12 protein-coding genes are annotated in these 16,193 nt (G+C 71.4%); 3 read left to right on the top strand and 9 right to left on the bottom strand.

The window, feature by feature from the left end; all coding sequences use genetic code 11:
• Positions 1-90: 90 nt before the first annotated feature.
• Positions 91-2,403: a DUF2169 family type VI secretion system accessory protein gene (locus WME82_RS13355; protein WP_438043158.1), complete on the bottom strand. Its 2,313-nt coding sequence runs from the start codon at positions 2,401-2,403 to the stop codon at positions 91-93.
• Between the two features lie 302 nt (positions 2,404-2,705).
• Here WME82_RS13355 and WME82_RS13360 point away from each other — a divergent pair, with 302 nt between their 5' ends.
• Positions 2,706-3,209, top strand: a complete 504-nt coding sequence (locus WME82_RS13360; protein WP_438043159.1) for a hypothetical protein — start codon at positions 2,706-2,708, stop codon at positions 3,207-3,209.
• A 49-nt stretch (positions 3,210-3,258) separates the two neighbouring features.
• Here WME82_RS13360 and WME82_RS13365 read toward each other — a convergent pair whose 3' ends face one another.
• From WME82_RS13365 to WME82_RS13375, 3 genes are all read right to left on the bottom strand, one after another.
• The gene (locus WME82_RS13365) at positions 3,259-3,738 is read right to left on the bottom strand and encodes a hypothetical protein (RefSeq protein ID WP_438043160.1); all 480 of its coding nucleotides are present in this window, start codon (positions 3,736-3,738) and stop codon (positions 3,259-3,261) included.
• A gap of 228 nt (positions 3,739-3,966) precedes the next feature.
• Complete coding sequence (locus WME82_RS13370) at positions 3,967-4,413, bottom strand: sigma 54-interacting transcriptional regulator (protein WP_438043161.1); 447 nt, start codon at positions 4,411-4,413, stop codon at positions 3,967-3,969.
• 235 nt (positions 4,414-4,648) lie between these two features.
• Positions 4,649-6,643 carry a hypothetical protein gene (locus tag WME82_RS13375; RefSeq protein WP_438043162.1) on the bottom strand — a complete coding sequence of 665 codons (1,995 nt, stop codon included), beginning with the start codon at positions 6,641-6,643 and terminating at the stop codon, positions 4,649-4,651.
• 31 nt (positions 6,644-6,674) lie between these two features.
• Between WME82_RS13375 and WME82_RS13380 the strand changes: the two genes are divergently transcribed.
• Entirely contained in the window at positions 6,675-6,887 is a 213-nt protein-coding gene (locus WME82_RS13380; RefSeq protein ID WP_438043163.1) for a hypothetical protein, read from the top strand.
• Positions 6,888-7,181: 294 nt separating this feature from the next.
• On the opposite strand, the gene WME82_RS13385 is transcribed toward WME82_RS13380, so the two are convergent.
• Genes WME82_RS13385 through WME82_RS13395 form a run of 3 tightly spaced genes read right to left on the bottom strand, consistent with a single transcriptional unit; the run spans position 7,182 to position 9,621 of the window.
• The gene (locus WME82_RS13385) at positions 7,182-7,928 is read right to left on the bottom strand and encodes a hypothetical protein (RefSeq protein WP_438043164.1); all 747 of its coding nucleotides are present in this window, start codon (positions 7,926-7,928) and stop codon (positions 7,182-7,184) included.
• On the bottom strand, positions 7,925-8,494 hold the full coding sequence (locus WME82_RS13390) for an RNA polymerase sigma factor (RefSeq protein WP_438043165.1): 570 nt from the start codon (positions 8,492-8,494) through the stop codon (positions 7,925-7,927). The genes WME82_RS13385 and WME82_RS13390 overlap by 4 nt, the downstream gene beginning before the upstream one ends.
• Before the next feature lie 35 nt (positions 8,495-8,529).
• On the bottom strand, positions 8,530-9,621 hold the full coding sequence (locus WME82_RS13395) for a hypothetical protein (protein WP_438043166.1): 1,092 nt from the start codon (positions 9,619-9,621) through the stop codon (positions 8,530-8,532).
• 229 nt (positions 9,622-9,850) lie between these two features.
• Here WME82_RS13395 and WME82_RS13400 point away from each other — a divergent pair, with 229 nt between their 5' ends.
• On the top strand, positions 9,851-12,040 hold the full coding sequence (locus tag WME82_RS13400; RefSeq protein WP_438043167.1) for a substrate-binding domain-containing protein: 2,190 nt from the start codon (positions 9,851-9,853) through the stop codon (positions 12,038-12,040).
• Positions 12,041-13,234: 1,194 nt separating this feature from the next.
• Here WME82_RS13400 and WME82_RS13405 read toward each other — a convergent pair.
• Both WME82_RS13405 and WME82_RS13410 read right to left on the bottom strand, forming a co-directional pair.
• Positions 13,235-14,449: an FAD-dependent monooxygenase gene (locus WME82_RS13405; RefSeq protein ID WP_438043168.1), complete on the bottom strand. Its 1,215-nt coding sequence runs from the start codon at positions 14,447-14,449 to the stop codon at positions 13,235-13,237.
• Positions 14,450-14,540: 91 nt separating this feature from the next.
• Positions 14,541-15,302: a helix-turn-helix domain-containing protein gene (locus WME82_RS13410; RefSeq protein ID WP_438043169.1), complete on the bottom strand. Its 762-nt coding sequence runs from the start codon at positions 15,300-15,302 to the stop codon at positions 14,541-14,543.
• Between the last annotated feature and the right edge of the window lie 891 nt (positions 15,303-16,193).

A 16,193-nucleotide genomic window follows, 5' to 3' on the forward strand; every position in this document is an offset into this window, starting at 1 on the left:
TCTCTTCCTGGCGCGAGGAGGTGAATCAATCCGCCTTGACCATCCCGAGGCGGCCCGTCCTGTGGAGTTAGACAAAAGAGAGCCTGGGCGTCAACCCTGTGAAGAAACGTTGATGTCCTCTTCGGGCGCGGGCGGTGGGATCTCGACGATGTCGCGCAAGATCGCGCCGCTCGACTTCGCGTTTGCGAGCCTGACGCCGTAGAGGTTGGCGCCCGCGAGATCCGCTTCGCGCAGATCGGCGCCATCGACGTTGGCGCAGGGGAGCCTCGCTTCCTTGAGCTTCGCCGCGCGGAGGATGGCGCCGGCGAGGTTGGCGTTCGCGAAGCTCGATCGCGAGATGTCCGCCTTGCTCCCGTTGACGTCGGTGAGGCTCGCCCGGTCGAAGACCGCCTCGAGCAGGCGCGCCTGCCGCAGGTCGGCGCCGTCGAGCGCGGCGCCGTCGAAGCGCGCGTGCGAGCCTCTGGCCGAGGTGAGGTCCGCGCTCGTGAGGATCGCCGACGAGAGCGCCGCGCGGTCGAGCGTGGCGCGGGAGAGATCGGCGCGCGTCAGGTCGGCCGCCTGGAAGCTCGCGTCGGTGAGATCCGCGCCGCTCAGGTTCGCCCGGGCGAGGCGCGCGGACGCGAAGTTGCACCGGGCGAGCCCCGCGCCGGCGAGGTTGACGCGCTCGAGCGAGGCGCCGCTCCAGTCGATCCCCTCGAGATCGGCGCCCGCGAGATCGAGGTCGTAGAGCGGCTGGCCGCTCCTCAGGCGGGCGAGCACCGCCGCGCGCAGGCCGCGAGCCTCCGGCTCCGGCTCCGGCTCGGGCGACGCGGCGGCCGGAGGAGGCGCCAGCTCCGGAGGAGGCGCCAGCTCCGCGACGGCGGCGGCCTCTTCGGGTGCGGTTGGCGGCGGCTGCGTGTGCGGGGGTGGCGGGGGCGGGTCGACCGCGGGAGGCGGGTCGACCGCGGAGGGCGGGTCGACCACGGGGGGCAGGTCGACCACGAGGGTCGCCTCGTCGAGCCCGCCGAGCGGGGGCTGCACGCGCGCCGGCGGCTCGGGCGGAGAGGCCTCGGGCCCGGCATGGGCGAAGGGCATCGCAAACGGCACCGACCCCGGGGGAGGCGCCGCGCGCGGCGGCGGCTCCGGCGCCGGCAGGAAGGGCAGGGGAGGCGGCGCGAGCAGCGGCGCGACCTGCTGCGTGACGACGCTCCAGTGCGCCTCCTGAGGCCGCGAGGAGGGCAGGGGAGGCGGCGCGAGCAGCGGCGCGACCTGCTGCGTGACGACGCTCCAGTGCGCCTCCTGGGGCCGCGAGCAGGGCAGGGGAGGCGGCGCGAGCAGCGGCGTGACCCGCTGCGTGACGGCGCTCCAGTGCCCCGCCGGGAGCGCCGTCCCCCAGGCGGCGGGCGCGCCTTCCGGCGCCGCGACGGGCGCCGCGACGGCGAGAGCGCCCTCCGCCGCCGGGGGCCACGGGACGGGGCGCCCTGCCATCTCGACGCCGGCGACCACCCGCATCCGCGCCGGCTCGTCGCCCGGCAGCAGCGCGACGTTCCCGCGAAAGATCAGCCAGCAGAGCAGGCGGTCCGCGTCGATGGTCAGCGTGTCGGCGACGAGCTCGATCGGCTGCCCGTGGTCGTCGCCTCCAGGCCCGAGCCGGTGGAGCCGCGCGAGCCCGCGGGCCGAAGGCAGGCAGGACTGGATCCGCGGGCAGTGCGGGTGCAGCCCCTCCAGGAGGATCCACTCGTCGCCGCGGAGGAACTCGAGCTGCTGGTCCGCGGGGGCGGCGACGAAATAGCGGAAGTCGAAGCTGCCCCCGAGCTCCGGAGCCGTAAGATCGGGCGCCTGATCCCGCGCGAGGAAGGCTCTCCTCGGGGCCCAGTGCCCCGCGACCGGCCCGACCCCCGCGGGCCTCGTGGGATCGGCCGGATCGACGATGTTCGGGAGCGCCGTCCCGGCGCCGACGCCCACCGGGTTCGCGTCGATGTGGGGGCCGCCGTAAGCGCGCTCGTACGCGAGCGGCATGAGGCCGAACGGACGCGGATCCGGGGCCTCTCGCGTGCGGTCGCCGTAGATGTGGAGCACCTTGTCGAGGACCCAGCGATCCTCGCGGAAGAGCGCGACCCGCACCGAGAGCGCCGTGGCGGTCGTCCCCGCCGGCGCGGCCGCGTGCCCGCGCACGAGGACCCCCGCGTACGGCAGGTAAGGGGCTGTCTCGCACGCCTCCTCCAGGCTGCCCCAGCCGTCTCGGAGCCGATCGGCGCGGATCAGGCCCGACGGGGCGGCGAGCTCGGCGCTCGTGTCGTGGACGAGGGCAAACGTGGCCTTGACCACGACCGTGAGCCGCTCTGCGCCCTGCGCGCGCCACAGGACGGCCCCGCAGGAGGCCGGTGTCAGGGCGACGACGGAGACAGGCCAGGACGATTGCACGGGCGTGAGCTCGACTGGCCCGCGCGCCTTCACCGCCGCGGAGGGCTCTCAGGCAACGGACGATACGCGGCGCGTCGCTCGGGCGCAAGCGCGGGAGTCGGCGGTGACGACCCCTCGTGTCGAGTCTCCTCACTCGACCATGTCGCTGTGAAGATCTCCCGGCGAGCGACGCGTCGGGCGTGCTCGCTGGTGCGGTGCAAGGACACGAGTGCTCCGCCACCGACGGAGAGCCCCGCGTCACGGCGCCGGGCGGGCGCCGTGCTACACCATCGGCGAAGCTCACCGTCGAAGGAGCGCCCGCCATGACCGATGCGTCTGTTCAAGCCCTCGCCGATGCGATGGATCTCGGATCGTTGCTGCAGGAAATCCGGGATCGACATGGCGAGTTCGATCTCCTCGCCCACTGGAAGCAGGGCGAGTTCCACCACGACGTGGTCCTCCGGGTGCACCGCTTCGCGCCGCTGCCGGCGCCGGTGCTCGTCGTGAGCACGAACTGCAACGGCGGCGTAAAGGAAGTGCTCTGCTTCGGCGACGTCCCGGAGCGTTATGCCCTCTGGCACCATCGCTGCCCCGGGGTGCCGGAGTTCTCTGGCGAGCTGCCGTCCATCGCCGCGCAGGCGCGGACGTCGCACTACTTCGATCCGTGCGAGCTGCTCGCGTCCGACGCGCGCAGCGAGCTGCGCCCCGAGTTCCGCGAGCGCGACGTGGGCGGAGGATGGCGCCCGCGGTGCGGACAGGCCGGCTCGCCGTTCGACGCCGAGCCCCGAGGAGCGCGCGGGTCAGCGCCAGGGGAGACGTGCTCGTGATGTGCCAGTGATCCCCGCCGCGCGAGGCCTCTCCGGCGGGCGAGCTCGCTCAGCGGCGCCTTTCGCCCATCGCGCCGCGCCCCGTGGCGCGGGCCGCGCAGAAGGCCGCGTCCAGCCGCCAGGCCGCGCGCGACGCCTCGCCCGCCGTCGCGCCGCGCGCGCCCGCGGCCGCGGCGATCGCCTTTCTGAAGTGCGCGCCGGCCCTGCGGCGCTCGATCGCGACGAGCGCCAGGCAGAGCGCGACGAGCAGCACGTCGCGGGCGCTCGGCTCCGGCAGCGTCCACGCGAGCCAGCCGGTGGCGATCGCGAGCATCGCGGTACAGAGCTCCCAGGACGCGGCGCGCTCGGTGCCCTCCGACTCCGCCGTGGCGGCCAGCGCGCGCGTCACGCTGGGTGGCGGCTCGAGCTCCCCTCCGGAGAGCTCCGGCGCCCCTGCGCCGGGATTAACGGTCGCGCCGGCGCTCGCCGCGGGGCGCGCCAGGGTCGCTGCGACTGCGTTCGTTGCCGCACCGGGATGGATTGAGCTCATACAAACACCCTCCTCGCCTTGCCGTCCGGCCCTGCACGATCCCCAGGCTCGCACGTTGCGCGCCAACATGAAAAGAGCGACCCGACGTGCTCGGCGAGTCTGGAGCACGCATCGCGTGCGCATCTGTTGTGCAGGACACGCAATCGGTGCATCTGTTGTGCAGAACACGCAATCGGCCCGTGCCGCTCGAGGTTTGCTCGCGCCGGGGGCGCAGGGGGGCTTGTCGCTCTATATCGCACCTTCGTTGGTCTGGCGCGAGGCGCGGGCTCTCTTGGCGGGGCGGAGGGACGCGGCGGCGTCCATCAGGGCAGGGAGATCGGGCTTCCTGGTGAGCGCCTTCGGGGACGCCCCCTGCTCGTGGCCGAAGAGCTCGCTCTCCGCGAGCGCGGGCGACAGCGCCGCGCAGCTCACGGCGAGGAAGGGCCGGCCGCGGCGCGCGCTGAGCTCGTGCACGTGCCGCGCGATGATCTCCTTGCCGGTGCCGATCTCGCCGGTGATGACCGCGGGCGCGTCGCCGGCTGCGACCTGCCTCGCGCGGCGGAGCAGCTCTTGCGATCTGGGGTCCTCGAAGAGGAGCGCCTTGGCGCGCTCCGTCGGCGCCGCGATGCGGGCCGCGAGCGCCGAGGTCTTCGAGCGCGCAGAGACACTTCCGGTGATGATGGCAATGCCTGACATGAGCGCAGCATACCAAGGCCCGAGAGTTGTGTCTACTATAACGGATGATTCATCCGCCGGGGCGGATCGTGCTGCCGCGGGGGGTCGGCCCGGGGGAGGGGCCGTGTGTGGGCGCGCGTGGGAGGATCGGTATCCGAGCGCAAGAGAACAAGAGAAGAAGAGGGCGCCGGTGGGGGGCCGGCGCCCTCTTCATGAGCGAACGCTCGCTCTCGCGATCACGAGCGCTCGCTCGCGGTCAGTTCTCGAACCGTACGTTGTCGAGGTAGTACGGACCTGAGTTGCTTGTCACGTTGAGGTTGAACTGCAGCTTCACGTCGCTGGCCCCTGCGTTCAGCGCGTTCTTGGTGGCCGTCGGCAGCTGGGCGAACTGGATCCTCACGAACTGGCCCCGGGGGAGCGGGGTGAGCGGGACGTTGCCGGCCCACTGGTTGTGGATGCCGGCCGAAGGGATCGAGATCAGCACTTCGATGTTCCCGACCCAGCTCGGGTTCGGCTGGACGGGAGACACGAAGAGATCGAGCGTGATCTTGTTGCCCACCGGCGCGAGGTTCGCCGCGCTGAAGCTCGGGCTGACGATCTCGTTGAACGAGGAGGGCGTATTCACCTGGAGCGACGAGATGCCCTCCACGACCCGGCCCGAGTGGAGCGACAGCTGGGCCTGCGCCGACGTCCACGCGCCCGGCTTCTCGAACCCGAGGATCGGGTCGTTGAGGAGGAACTCCGCCATCACGTTCTTCCGGAACGGGATGAACACGCCCGTGAGGGCCTCCGAGATCTTGAAGCGCTGCCCGCCCGGCTCGTCCGGATCGGCCTCCAGCTGCTCGGAGGTCTGCGTGAACGGCCTCAGCTTCGCCAGCGTCGCGGTCGTGCCGAGATCGAGCTCGACGGTCGGGGAGCCCGTGGCGTCGCCGATCGGCTCATGGCACCCGCTGCACGACAGGGAGAACGCGCGCCCCACGACCTGATCCGGGGTGAGCGCGCTGCCCATCGCGGTGAGCTTGCTCTGGATGCTGGTCCTGAGGGCCGAGGGCCCGGCCCCGAGCGTCGCGAAGTAGTTGTTCTGGAGGCCGATCATCTGGCTCTCTCCGGCGTTCATCGTCGTCGGATAGCTCGGCTCCAGGGCGAAGCGGTTGATGTCGTCGGCCGCGGCGAGCCGCTCCACGAGGCCCGGGAACGACGTGCTCCTGAAGGCGACGGCGCGCGCGTCGGTCGAGGCAGGATCGAAGAGCGGCGCGGCCGGGTTGTCCTTCACGAACGACGGGGTCACGACCAGCGTGGCGCTGCTCCCCGAGCCGCTGTGAAGGAGCCTGAACTCCCGCAGGTTCCACGTGGTGAAGGGCTCGGGCGGATCGCCGTCGACCTCGGGGGCGAAGAGGAACTCGTTGGTCCGGATCTGGCCGCCGTACGGCCCCGCGTTCTGGCCGTAGTGATCGATGTGGAGGACGGGCTCGAACCCCCCGGGCAGGCCGTCGAAATAGAAGGCGAGCAGCTCGTCCCGCCGCGTCTCGAGGCTCTTCGCCGGATCCGACAGGTGGTACCAGAAGTCGACGACCGGGCGGCACCCTTCCCGGCCAAGGCTCGGCGTCGGGTTGGGCAGCCGGCCCTCGAAGATGATGAAGTTGCGCATCTGGAACGCGCTCTCCGGGATGCCCGAGCGCCTGGCGAAGACGACGCGGTACTCACCGCAGTTGGCGCCGTCCGGCGGGGCGAGGTCGAAGCGGTTCGCCAGGGTCGTGGCGACGTACGCGTTCGGGGCTTCCTCGTCGGCGAAAGGATCCCTGTCGGCCTCCTCGCCCACGACGCGGGGGCAGTCGATCGGCCACCCGTTGATGGACCCGGCCGAGCCGGGGATCACCACGTCATCGCAGTGCGGGCCGAGGCCGATCCCGTCCGCGGCCTTCCGGTTCGTGTCCATGAACTGCCGGAAGAGCTGGAGGGGCGTCAGGCTGACGCCCGCCTGATCGATGAGCTGCTGGAGCACGTCCTTCAGCTTGAAGGCGCCGAGGATGTCGGTGTTCGTGACGACGAGCGACCTCCGCTCGTTGATGGGGAAAGGAAGCGAGAGCGCCTGGCCGGCCTCCGCGATCTCCCCCTCGGCGAGATCGGCCGGAGCGCCGTCCGTGGGCCCGAGATCCGCGCAAGAAACCGGCAGTATCGCGAGCGCGGCCAGCGCGGCGCGCCGCGCCCCCTGCCACGCGCCGGGGGAGGCAGGAACAGAATGAGAGCGCACCGGACTGCTCGAACTCGATAGCTTCGACGACATGAAACCTCCTGAAATGACCCCGAAGAACGGCGGAGCCGCGCGAGAGCACGAGGTGCGCGCTCGCGGATGGACGGGGCGGCCCGAGGAGGACGACCGCCGGCGAGCGCCCGCGTCGGTCCGCAAAGAGACGACGCCCGGCGCGCGCCGCATGAGCGACGTGCCTCGCCGAGGCCAGCGCTGCCACGGCAGCCTGGCCTCATCGAGCCGCTGAATCCACCGTTCTGCGATGAAACGCCCCGGCGCCGCCGCCTCTCGGCGCGGCCGCCCGTGAACGCGGACCGTATGTTAATGCTGTTTACGTACAGGGCAAGCGATATGAACGCTCGTGTTTGTACTCGCGTTAATTTTTCGCGGTCCGTGCGAGCGTCGTTTTCATGTCCATTTCATGTCGTCCGGACGAGCGTCGATGTCGTCGCCGCCGGCACAGGCGAGGAGATCCCGCTCGTGTGGTCGAACGTGGTGTGGAGTTTGCTGTTTGCTGGCGGAGCCGCGGTCGTGGAGGCAATCACCGAGCCGCGCCGACGATCCGGCGCAGCGGCTCGGCGAAGGAGCTCGATGGATACCGCGCGAAGAACGCCGCCGCGCGCGCCCGCGCCTCGTCGGCGCGTCCGAGGCGCACCAGCGCGCGGATCGCGATGAACTCCCGCTCTTCCGCGAGCCGCCCCTTCGGGAACTCGGCCTGGTGCCTCTCCAGCGCGGCGAGGGCGGCCTCCGGATCCTGCGCGAGCGCCGCTCTGGACGCGTCGACGAGGTTGGACTCCCGGACCAGGTCGTCGCCGTCCGCCGCGGCGCTCGCCTCCGGCGCTGGCGCGGCCGGTCGGGGGCTCCGCGGCGCCTCGCGGCGGAGGGCGGAGGGGGTCGGGCGCGGCGCCTCGGCCGACGGCGCTTCGGCCGCCGGCGACCCGGCCGCCACGCGGCCTTCCGCGCGGGAGAGCAGCCGCTCCAGCGGCAGATCGGTGAGCACCGGAGGCGGCGCGATCGGCGCGGCGGCGCTCGGGGCCTCGCCCAGGACGGCGTGGAGCCCTGCCCCGCCCGCCCCGATGCCCGCCGCGAGGAAGATCCCCTTGATCCATGCCGGCATCGTCGCGCCGGCGGCCGCGCCCGCGGCCGTCTCGAGCGGCGCCACCCGGGCCGCGGTGCGCGCGAGCTCGGCGGAGGTCATCTGCCGGATCGGCGCGGCGGCGCGGAGCAGCTCGCGTGCGCCGGGCGGGGCGCCTCCTCCTTCCTGGTTCCATCGCTTCGGATCGCTCATCTGGCCCCCCTGCGCGCGCTCTCGGCCTCGGACTTCTTCAGGAGCGTCGCGAACTCCTTCCGCGCCGCGTGGAGCCGCGAGTAGACGGTCCCCACGGGGACGCCGACGAGGCGCGCGATCTCGTCGCACGGCATCTCTTCGATCTCGAACATGACGAACACGGCCCGGCGATCGAGATCCATGGCCTCGAGGATGCCCTCGAGCTGCAGGCGCGCCTCGCGGCTGGAGGTGATCTCTTCCGGGCCGCGCGCGGAGTCCGGCACATCGTCCACCACCTCGCCGAGCCGCTCGCGGCGCGTGTGGGCGCGGCGGCGGTGAGACGAGGCGACGCGGCGGCAGATGGCGAAGAGCCAGGTCGTGATCGGGCAGGCCCAGTCGAAGGACGGGAGCCGCTGCTGGACGACGACGAAGACGTCCTGGAAGGCGTCCTCCAGGTCAGGGTGCTGGATGCCGAACCGCTGGAGGGTCGCCCAGACGAAGTTGCCGTGCTCGGCGTGCAGTGCGACGAGGCTCCGCGGCGGCTGCTTGGCGTCGCGCAGGACGTCGGCTCGTAAGCACTGCTCCACGGAAAACTGAATGCCGGCAGCCCGGGGATCCTTCATCAAAATGTGAGGCCGACCCCTCCGAACACCGCGGCGGCGAGCGCGGCCTGCTCCAGACCCGTCGGCAGCCCGCCCTCGAGCTGGAAATCGTACCGTGTCACTGGAACGAAGAGATCGATGCCTGTCTCGAGCCGCAGCGGCCCGATGACACGGACGCCGAGCCGCGTGCCGGCCCCGAGGCTGAGCCACGCGCGGGAGCCGACGTCGGTCGGCAGGATCGTCGGGGGGACGTCGTCGTCCCCGTGGATGACGGCGTAGATGGCGCCCGCCACGGCCCGGCCGCAGAGCCCGAAGGCGACCGAGCGGCTCCGGACCATTTCAAAGCACGCGCCGAGCCAGCCCGCCGTGAGCCCGAAGGCGAACGTCCGCTGGGTCGCGTGCTGCTCCGGGAGCCACAGCGCGCCCGTCTCGAGCGTCCACCGCGGCAGGATCGACCACTCGCCCGACAAGGCGACGCCGAACCCGGGCGAGGGGACGATGCCCGTGGAAGCGAACCCGCGCCAGGAGATCGAGAGCCGGGGCGGCGGCGGGCCCTCGGCCGGGGGCGGCGTGGTCTGGGCCTGCGCCGGCCAGGGGAACGGCGGCTCCGGCGCCCGCTCCGCCGCCGAAGGGCGCGCTGGCGGCGGCGGGGGACGCGGCGCCTCGGGGGCCTGCGGGGGGCGCGGCGCCTCGGCGGTCGGGGGGGCGAGGCCGGCCTCGGGATCGGTCGCGAGCAGGATGTGCACCGCCGCAGCGGCCACGATCCCGTCGCAGCTTTGCCGGTCGTCGGAGAGCTCGCGGACCGTCGGCGGGGCGCCGTCGCACAGCTCCGTCCGGATCGTGGCCGACCAGGCCCCGGGCTGCCCCTGCACCACGGCCTCGATCGAGGCGGCCTTGCCCGTCGTGACGAGCTCCCGCCCGAGCCGCCGCGAGATCTCGGCGCGGAACCGGGACGCCGACGGGCACCGCCCCTCCGCGCCCGCGAGGCGCACCCACGACACGTCCGCGGCCGCGCGATCGCACTCCGCCCGCGCGCGCGGCACGCCGGTGAGCGCGAGCGCCGCGCAGGCGCCCAGCGCCGAGACGAGCGCACGTGCGGCCGGCGCGCTCACCGTCCGCTCCCTTCCTCTCGCCCGAACGATCCCTCTGCGGGGAAAGAGGCGGGCTCGTACGGCGGGCGCGCCATGACGGCGAGAAGGGTTCGAGCGATGGCCAAACGGATCGGCGATGCTGTACACCCGGACGATTCGCGAGTCACAGGAATTTCTGGCGGGTGGCGGTGAACGCCGTCGGTGAGCGAGACGGAGATCCGGTATTCATCCATTCGCGAGCCCGCAGCCCATGCACTCCCGCCCGACCACCATCGGCGTCCTCACGCCCTTCCTCGACGGTTTCTATTTCACCTCGGTCCTCAGGGGGATCCATCAGGCGGCGCAGGAGCGAGGCCATCGTGTCTTGGTGGTACGCGGCACACCAGCGTACGTCCAGGCCCCCTCGCTCGCCCGAGATCAGGTGGACGGGTGGATCGTCGTGCTCGCCACGGATGGCATCGAGCTCCTCGCGCAGGCGGGTGTCCCGCTCGTCACGGTCAGCTCCTGCGCCCCCGAGGCGGGCTGTCCGACGGTCATGCCGGACAACCGCGAGGGCGTCCGGAGCGCGGTGCGCCACCTGATCGAGCATGGACACCGGCGCATCGCGTTCGTCGGTTGCATGGATCAGGACGACATCCGCGCGCGCTTCGACGGTTACATGGAGACGCTCATCGAGAGCGGGATCCCCTTCGATCCCGGCCTCGTCTTCGACGCCGACAACAACTGGCACTCCGGCGGCCAGCGCGCCGCAGAGGCGCTCATCACGCGCAGGGGAGAGCTCACGGCCGCGGTCGTCGCCACGGACAAGAACGCGCTCGGGATGATGTCGGCCCTCCAGGCCGCCGGATACCGCATCCCCGACGATCTGGCGATCATCGGCTTCGACGACATCACCGATGCGCAGTGGTCGACCCCTCCGCTGACGACCGTGCGCCAGCGCTTCGACGCCCTCGGAGCGCTCGCGTACGAGCTCGTGCTGGCGCGGCTCGCAGGCCAGGTCGTGCCGTCCGGGCCCGTGCTCGCGCCGACCACGTTCGTCAGGCGGCGGACGTGCGGGTGCGACCCGCTCCGTGGCTTGCTCCACCGGAAGGGCGCGGCGCCCGACGACGACCTCGGCGCCATCGAACGGCAGATGGTCGAGCTGCTCCTCCGCCTGCCGCTCCCGCCCGAGACGCCCCCGACGGCCGTTTGGCCCGGCGTCGCCGCCGTGATCGCTGGATATACCGCGGCGCTCGAGGGCGCCGCGCCCCCGCCCGCGGCCGAGATCGACGAGGCCTGTCAGCAGGCCGTCCGCCTCACGCCTGACGTGGAGAGCCTCATGGGGATCGTCCGCCTCCTCGGCCGGTCCGGAAAGCGACGCCGCGCGCGCCTGGACAGGGAAGCAGCGGAGCCCGCGGAGGAGCGAGCCGAGGGGTTCCAGGAGCGGCTGCGCCTCTCGCTCATGCTGGCTCGCGTCGAGACCGAGCGGCAGTTCGTCGACGAGCTCGGGGCGCTCACGCGGTCCGATCATGAGGTGAGCCTCGCGCTGCTCGGCGGCACCCAGGAAGACTCGCGCTCGCTCTCCTGGCTCGACTCGACCGCCGCCGTCTGGGGCTGCCTCGCGCTCTGGGAAGACCCGGCGACCCGCGCGCGCCTCGTCATCGCCGGCGCCTACAGCCGCGATGGCAGCCCGACTCCCTCGCTCGGCGCCGTCTGCGCGCGGGAGGATTTCCCGCCCGCCGAGCGCTTGCCAGCGTCGACCGCCGGCGGCCCGTTCATGGTGACGCTCCTGCCGATCCGCACGCTCCGCCACGACTGGGGGGTCCTCGCGATCGTCGGCCCGAGCTCGATCGAGGTCGCCGGCGACGAGGGCACCATCTCCATCTGGGGGGCGCTCCTCGGCGCCGCCCTCGAGCGGGACGCGCTCGTGCAGTCGCTCTCCGAGCAGCACGCGAGCCTCCAGGAGGCCTATCAGCGCGAGCGCACCCTCTCGGCCGCGGTGCGCGAGCTCGGCTGCCCGCTCCTCCCGCTCATGCCCGGTGTGCTGCTCGTCCCGCTCGTCGGCGAGCTCGATGGAGATCGCGCCCGGCACATGCTCGAGCGGGTGGTCGAGGGGGTGGGCCGACACGGGGCGCGCTGCGTGCTGCTCGATATCACGGGCGTCCCGAGCATCGACGCCCAGGTGGCCCACGCGCTCGGGCAGACGCAGCGCGCGGCCTCCCTGCTCGGCGCCCGCGTCCGCCTCGTCGGCGTGCGCCCCGAGCTCGCGATGCGCCTCGTCGCCCTCGATATCCGCCTCGGCGATCTGTCCAGCCACCAGTCGCTGGCGTCGGCGCTCGAGGACCTCGTGTCGACCGAGGTCCCCTCGCTCCGCACGAGACGGAATGACGCGGCGGAAGCGACGCCGCGTTCGTCGCGCAACGCGATCTCGGATACGAGGCGTCGCGGAGGATCGGAGTGACGCTCCGCGCGTCGCGCTGAGCGCGCGCAGCGCAGTGGACCCCCCACCCACTGCGCGCCGCCCGCGCTGGTCTCGTGTGGCGCTGAGCACGTCTCGAACGTGCATGTCGTCTCCCACGGCTGGACGGCGAGGCGAGCAAGGTGCTGCGCGCGGCGAGCGTGCTCGGCGACGTCTTCTGCAAGGGAGAAACAATTTCTACACGCAAAAACAATGCTGAGGAGTTCCGAGTAGTTGGCGGCTGTGCCCGGCGTGGGACGGCGGCTAGCGGGCGGACGCCGTCGAGGCTGCACGCGGGCCATCGAGGCGCGCCCGTACGGTCCTGGCGGTCGTGGGTCGTCAAGGGCGCGGCTTCGGATCGCTGCGCCTGGGGCACGCGCTCGGGGCTGCGGTCGTTCACCATCCAGCAGCTCAACGAGGAGGAACTCGGCGCGGCCGGTGTCGAGTACATGGCGCCGGAGCCGATCGGCGTGGTCCCTCGCCGCGGCGCGGGCCTTGGTCGGCGTGCCGCTCGACGCCTAGCCGGCGTAGAGAGCCCTGTGCACGAACTCGGGGCCGCGGTCGTCCACTTGGGCGCGCTCAGGGCCGTCGCAGATGTCGAGATAAACGTCGGCCAGCTCGGTGCAGTGGCTCTCCACCTGGCCGAGCGCAGGAGCGACGCTGGCAAAGGGCGAGCGTGGCCCCGTCGCCCATCTGGCCGAGTACAGGAGAGGCGCCGGCGACGAGGCGCGGGCGCGAGCTCGGCTCCTCTCCGCCGCTGCGGTCGTAGAGGTCGAAGCGCATGCCGTGCAGCACGGTGCGGCCGCCATAGTCAAGCGAAATAGTCGTGGCGCGGCGGATTTGCGGGCGAGGACCGTTCGTCAACCCATCTGGTTGACGAACACATCCAACTACTGAACAGCCCCCCTACCGGGATAGACCCCTAGTGCCGCGCCTCGGTTTTGACGATCCGTTTCGCCCGGCTCGTGCGTCTGGGGGGGCGTGAGCGAAGAACGAAAGCAGCCGAGGGCCAGGTTCAGGGGGCTCCAGCTCAGCCAGGAGGACCAGCAGGCACTGCGCCGACGCGAGAGGGAGGGCCCGCTCGGCATGCTGGTCGCACGGCGGATCCAGGCCATCGAGATCCCGCGGTATCGGCGGGGGCACTACGATCGGCGTTGTCGCTGGAGGTGGCGACGACCACACGCGAGACAGAGGGACCTACTGCGCGACGATGTCGCGCATCTTCAGCTGGTCATTGATGGTCAGTCGTCGGAAGATCGGGCGCGTGACGGGCGAGCTGGCGAGGCGGACGAACGCCGCGCGCAGGATCCGCTGAGCTTCCCCGGACGGTGTGAAGAGCGCCCTCATTCTCAGCCCGTCGGCCTGCAGGCTCGTGATGAACGGGCGCAGCTTCTCCTCCCAGGCGACGAGCGCGCGTCCCACGTCGTCAGGGTACTTCTCCAGCATGTTGCCCAGAAGCTCACTCCCGGCCATGCCGGTCGAAGCGCCCATCCCTGAATACAGCGTCAAGCACCACGCAGCGTCGCCGACCAGCACGACCCGCCCCTTGTGCCAGCGATTCATGCGAACCTGATTGACCGAGTCGAACAGGTACTCGTCTGCGGCCGCGAAATCGTCGAGGAGCTGCCTCAGCACGGGCCCTTCCGGTTCTGGTCCGTAAGCCTTGCGCAGCGACTCGATGGGGGTCCTCCGGAACTGCGCATCGATGTCGTCCACGCGGTAGGAGAAGAGCACGCCTGGGTTGTGGTCCGCGAAGGGGAATACCCACGCCGACCGCCCGGTCTCGGCAAGGACCAGCCCATCATGCAGGTGATAGCCGCGGACGGGTTCGCTCAGGATGGCCGCCCCGATCATGTAATTTAGCGGGTAGAGGAAATCTTCGTGCGGGCCGAAGACGAGCTTCCGGACGGTCGAGCGCATTCCGTCAGCCCCCACCACGAGGTCGAAGTGTTCGGTCACGGTCTCGCCGGTCTTCGTGTGGGTCGTCGTGACATCGACGCCGCGATCTCCTGGATCCATCCCCGTGGGGACTGTCGAGAAGCGGATCTCCACCTGCTCCGGCAGCGCGTTGAACAACGCATTCTCGACGTCGCCGCGCAGCAGCATGCGCGGCTCGCCGGGCACGTCGGCGAAGGTCATGCCCTTGCGACGACGATTGGCCCGGTCGACCTCGTACGTCTTGGCTTGTGGGTGCTTGCGGTTGCCCATGGCCTCGAGCACGCCGAGCCGCTTGGAGGACGCCTGGCCCGTGCCGAAGAGGACAATGAAGTAGCCGCCTTTGCGGCGCTCAGGGGCCCGCTCGATGATCACGGGCTCCCAGCCGGCCCTGTGCAGCCGCAGGGCCGTGGCGATGCCGGCGATGCCAAGTCCAACGATCAAAACGCGGCGCCCGTGGGTTGCTGAAGTCGTCATGATGCTTTGACTCTAGCCATCGACGGCGCACGTCGGCAGAGCGTGGCTTGGGGCGGAAATCGGCCTGGATTGGGGTCGGATGGCGGGGCCTTCAAGCCCCGGGGCGGCGGCGCTGATCGCGAAAGGCCCGGGGGGTTATCCCTTGAGCGCGCCGGAAGGTGCGAATGAAATGGGTGACGTCGGCGTAGCCAACCTGGTCTGCGATGCTCTCGATGCTCGCGTCCGTCTCCAGGAGCCGCCGCCGGGCCTCGGCTATGCGATGCTCGCGCAGCCAGTCCCCTACCGTCAGCCCTGTCTCCCGGCGGATGGCGTTGGCCAGGTGCGAAGGCGTGCGCCCGACCGCCGACGCGACGTCCTGAAGCGAGAGGGGCTCCAGACAGTGCGCCTCGATGAACCTGAGCGCATCTTGCACGAGCCCGCTGAGCATGGGCGACGCCAGAGGCGCGTGCTCCGAAAGCTCGCGGATGAGCTCCGTGTTCAGGATGGTAAACAATGCGAGCGCGGCGTTGTCCGCGCCCCACTGGGCCTCTCGCAGCTCGGTATCCATCTCGGCCACCAGGCGCTCGATTCGCTGCCGCCGGGGCTCTCCGGGTTGCAGCCGGAGCAGTCCCCGGAGAAAGAGGCTGCGCACCGGCGCGTCCTTCGCATCGCCTCGGATTCGTGGTCGTCCCGGCAGCCGCTCCGGAGTGCTCAGCAGCGTCGGATCAAAGCCCACGATCCATCCCTCCAGGTCGCCGACATCGAGGGGCTGATGCTCCACGCCCGCGGGGATGAGGTGGATATCCCCGGCATGAAGATTGACCTGCTCCAGATGACGGCCTCGCCCCCTTCCCGCCGTCAGCACGAAAACCATGAAGAAGGTCGAGACGAGCGGTCCGGGCGGCAGCGTGGGCCGCCTTTGTCGTGGGACGCGAACGACACACAATGGCAAGCCCCCGGCGCCGAACCCGTCCAGCGTGAGAACGCGGGGAGGGGGGTGCTGAGGCGTGCGACGCATAGCCTGCATGCATAGCATACTCCGGGATGCGACGCCTGCGCGTGCTCGGCATGGCCTGAGCGTCAGTAAGCCGATGCGAGCGCTGCTCGGCGCAAGTCAGTACGTTTGGCCCCGCAGGCTGTGGAGCGAAAGCGGCCCCCTCGATGCATGGATAAGTTGCTGATACAGCGTCGCTTTTCCAGGAGGGATGCGGATCGCGTAAGGTTCTATAGGATGATCACTCCGGAGAGAACGCGCAAGGGAAGGGGAGGGCAGGGACGGCGAACGAGACAGAGGAAGAGCTCCGCATGGCGGTGGCACTGAATAAGTGACTGCGAGGCCTACGTGCCGTCCTAGCAGATAGCGCGGCCGCGGCGTCGAGGTCCTCAAGCACGAACTCGGGGGCGGCCGCGGCGCCGAGGAGGACGCCGGCGAGCTCGGGGGTCGTCGAATCCATGGCCGGGCGCGGAGCGGCCGCGAAGGTCGAGGGCCAGATCGGGCGCTGATGACTGGACACTGGTGCTCAGTGCCGCGTGCTCGGGTCCGTCGCCGTCCAGCCGGCCGAGATCGGCCACGTCGCCGGTGAGGTCCGCGAGCGCGGGCCGGTGCCGCGGCCTAGCTGAGCGCGGAGCGGCCGCGGGGGCGAGGTGGACGCCCGAGCGCTCGGGCTCGGGGTCGTCGGTGTCCACGGAAGCGGGGCAGGACCAATGACGGGCGTCGCTGCCTCGGTCGCCAGCGGCGGACGTCATGGCGGGCGAGCTGACGCGC

It is taken from the genome of Sorangium sp. So ce128, assembly GCF_051525245.1.
In the GTDB taxonomy this organism is placed as follows: Bacteria; Myxococcota_A; Polyangia; order Polyangiales; family Polyangiaceae; genus Sorangium; species Sorangium cellulosum_B.

Excerpts from the sequence above, each read along its gene's own strand:
- WME82_RS13360 (WP_438043159.1), top strand. The coding sequence starts at position 2,706 with ATGACCGATGCGTCTGTTCAAGCCCTCGCCGATGCGATGGATCTCGGA.
- WME82_RS13365 (WP_438043160.1), bottom strand. The coding sequence starts at position 3,738 with ATGAGCTCAATCCATCCCGGTGCGGCAACGAACGCAGTCGCAGCGACC.
- WME82_RS13370 (WP_438043161.1), bottom strand. The coding sequence starts at position 4,413 with ATGTCAGGCATTGCCATCATCACCGGAAGTGTCTCTGCGCGCTCGAAG.
- WME82_RS13380 (WP_438043163.1), top strand. The coding sequence starts at position 6,675 with ATGAAACCTCCTGAAATGACCCCGAAGAACGGCGGAGCCGCGCGAGAG.
- WME82_RS13385 (WP_438043164.1), bottom strand. The coding sequence starts at position 7,928 with ATGAGCGATCCGAAGCGATGGAACCAGGAAGGAGGAGGCGCCCCGCCC.
- WME82_RS13400 (WP_438043167.1), top strand. The coding sequence starts at position 9,851 with ATGCACTCCCGCCCGACCACCATCGGCGTCCTCACGCCCTTCCTCGAC.
- WME82_RS13405 (WP_438043168.1), bottom strand. The coding sequence starts at position 14,449 with ATGACGACTTCAGCAACCCACGGGCGCCGCGTTTTGATCGTTGGACTT.
- WME82_RS13410 (WP_438043169.1), bottom strand. The coding sequence starts at position 15,302 with ATGGTTTTCGTGCTGACGGCGGGAAGGGGGCGAGGCCGTCATCTGGAG.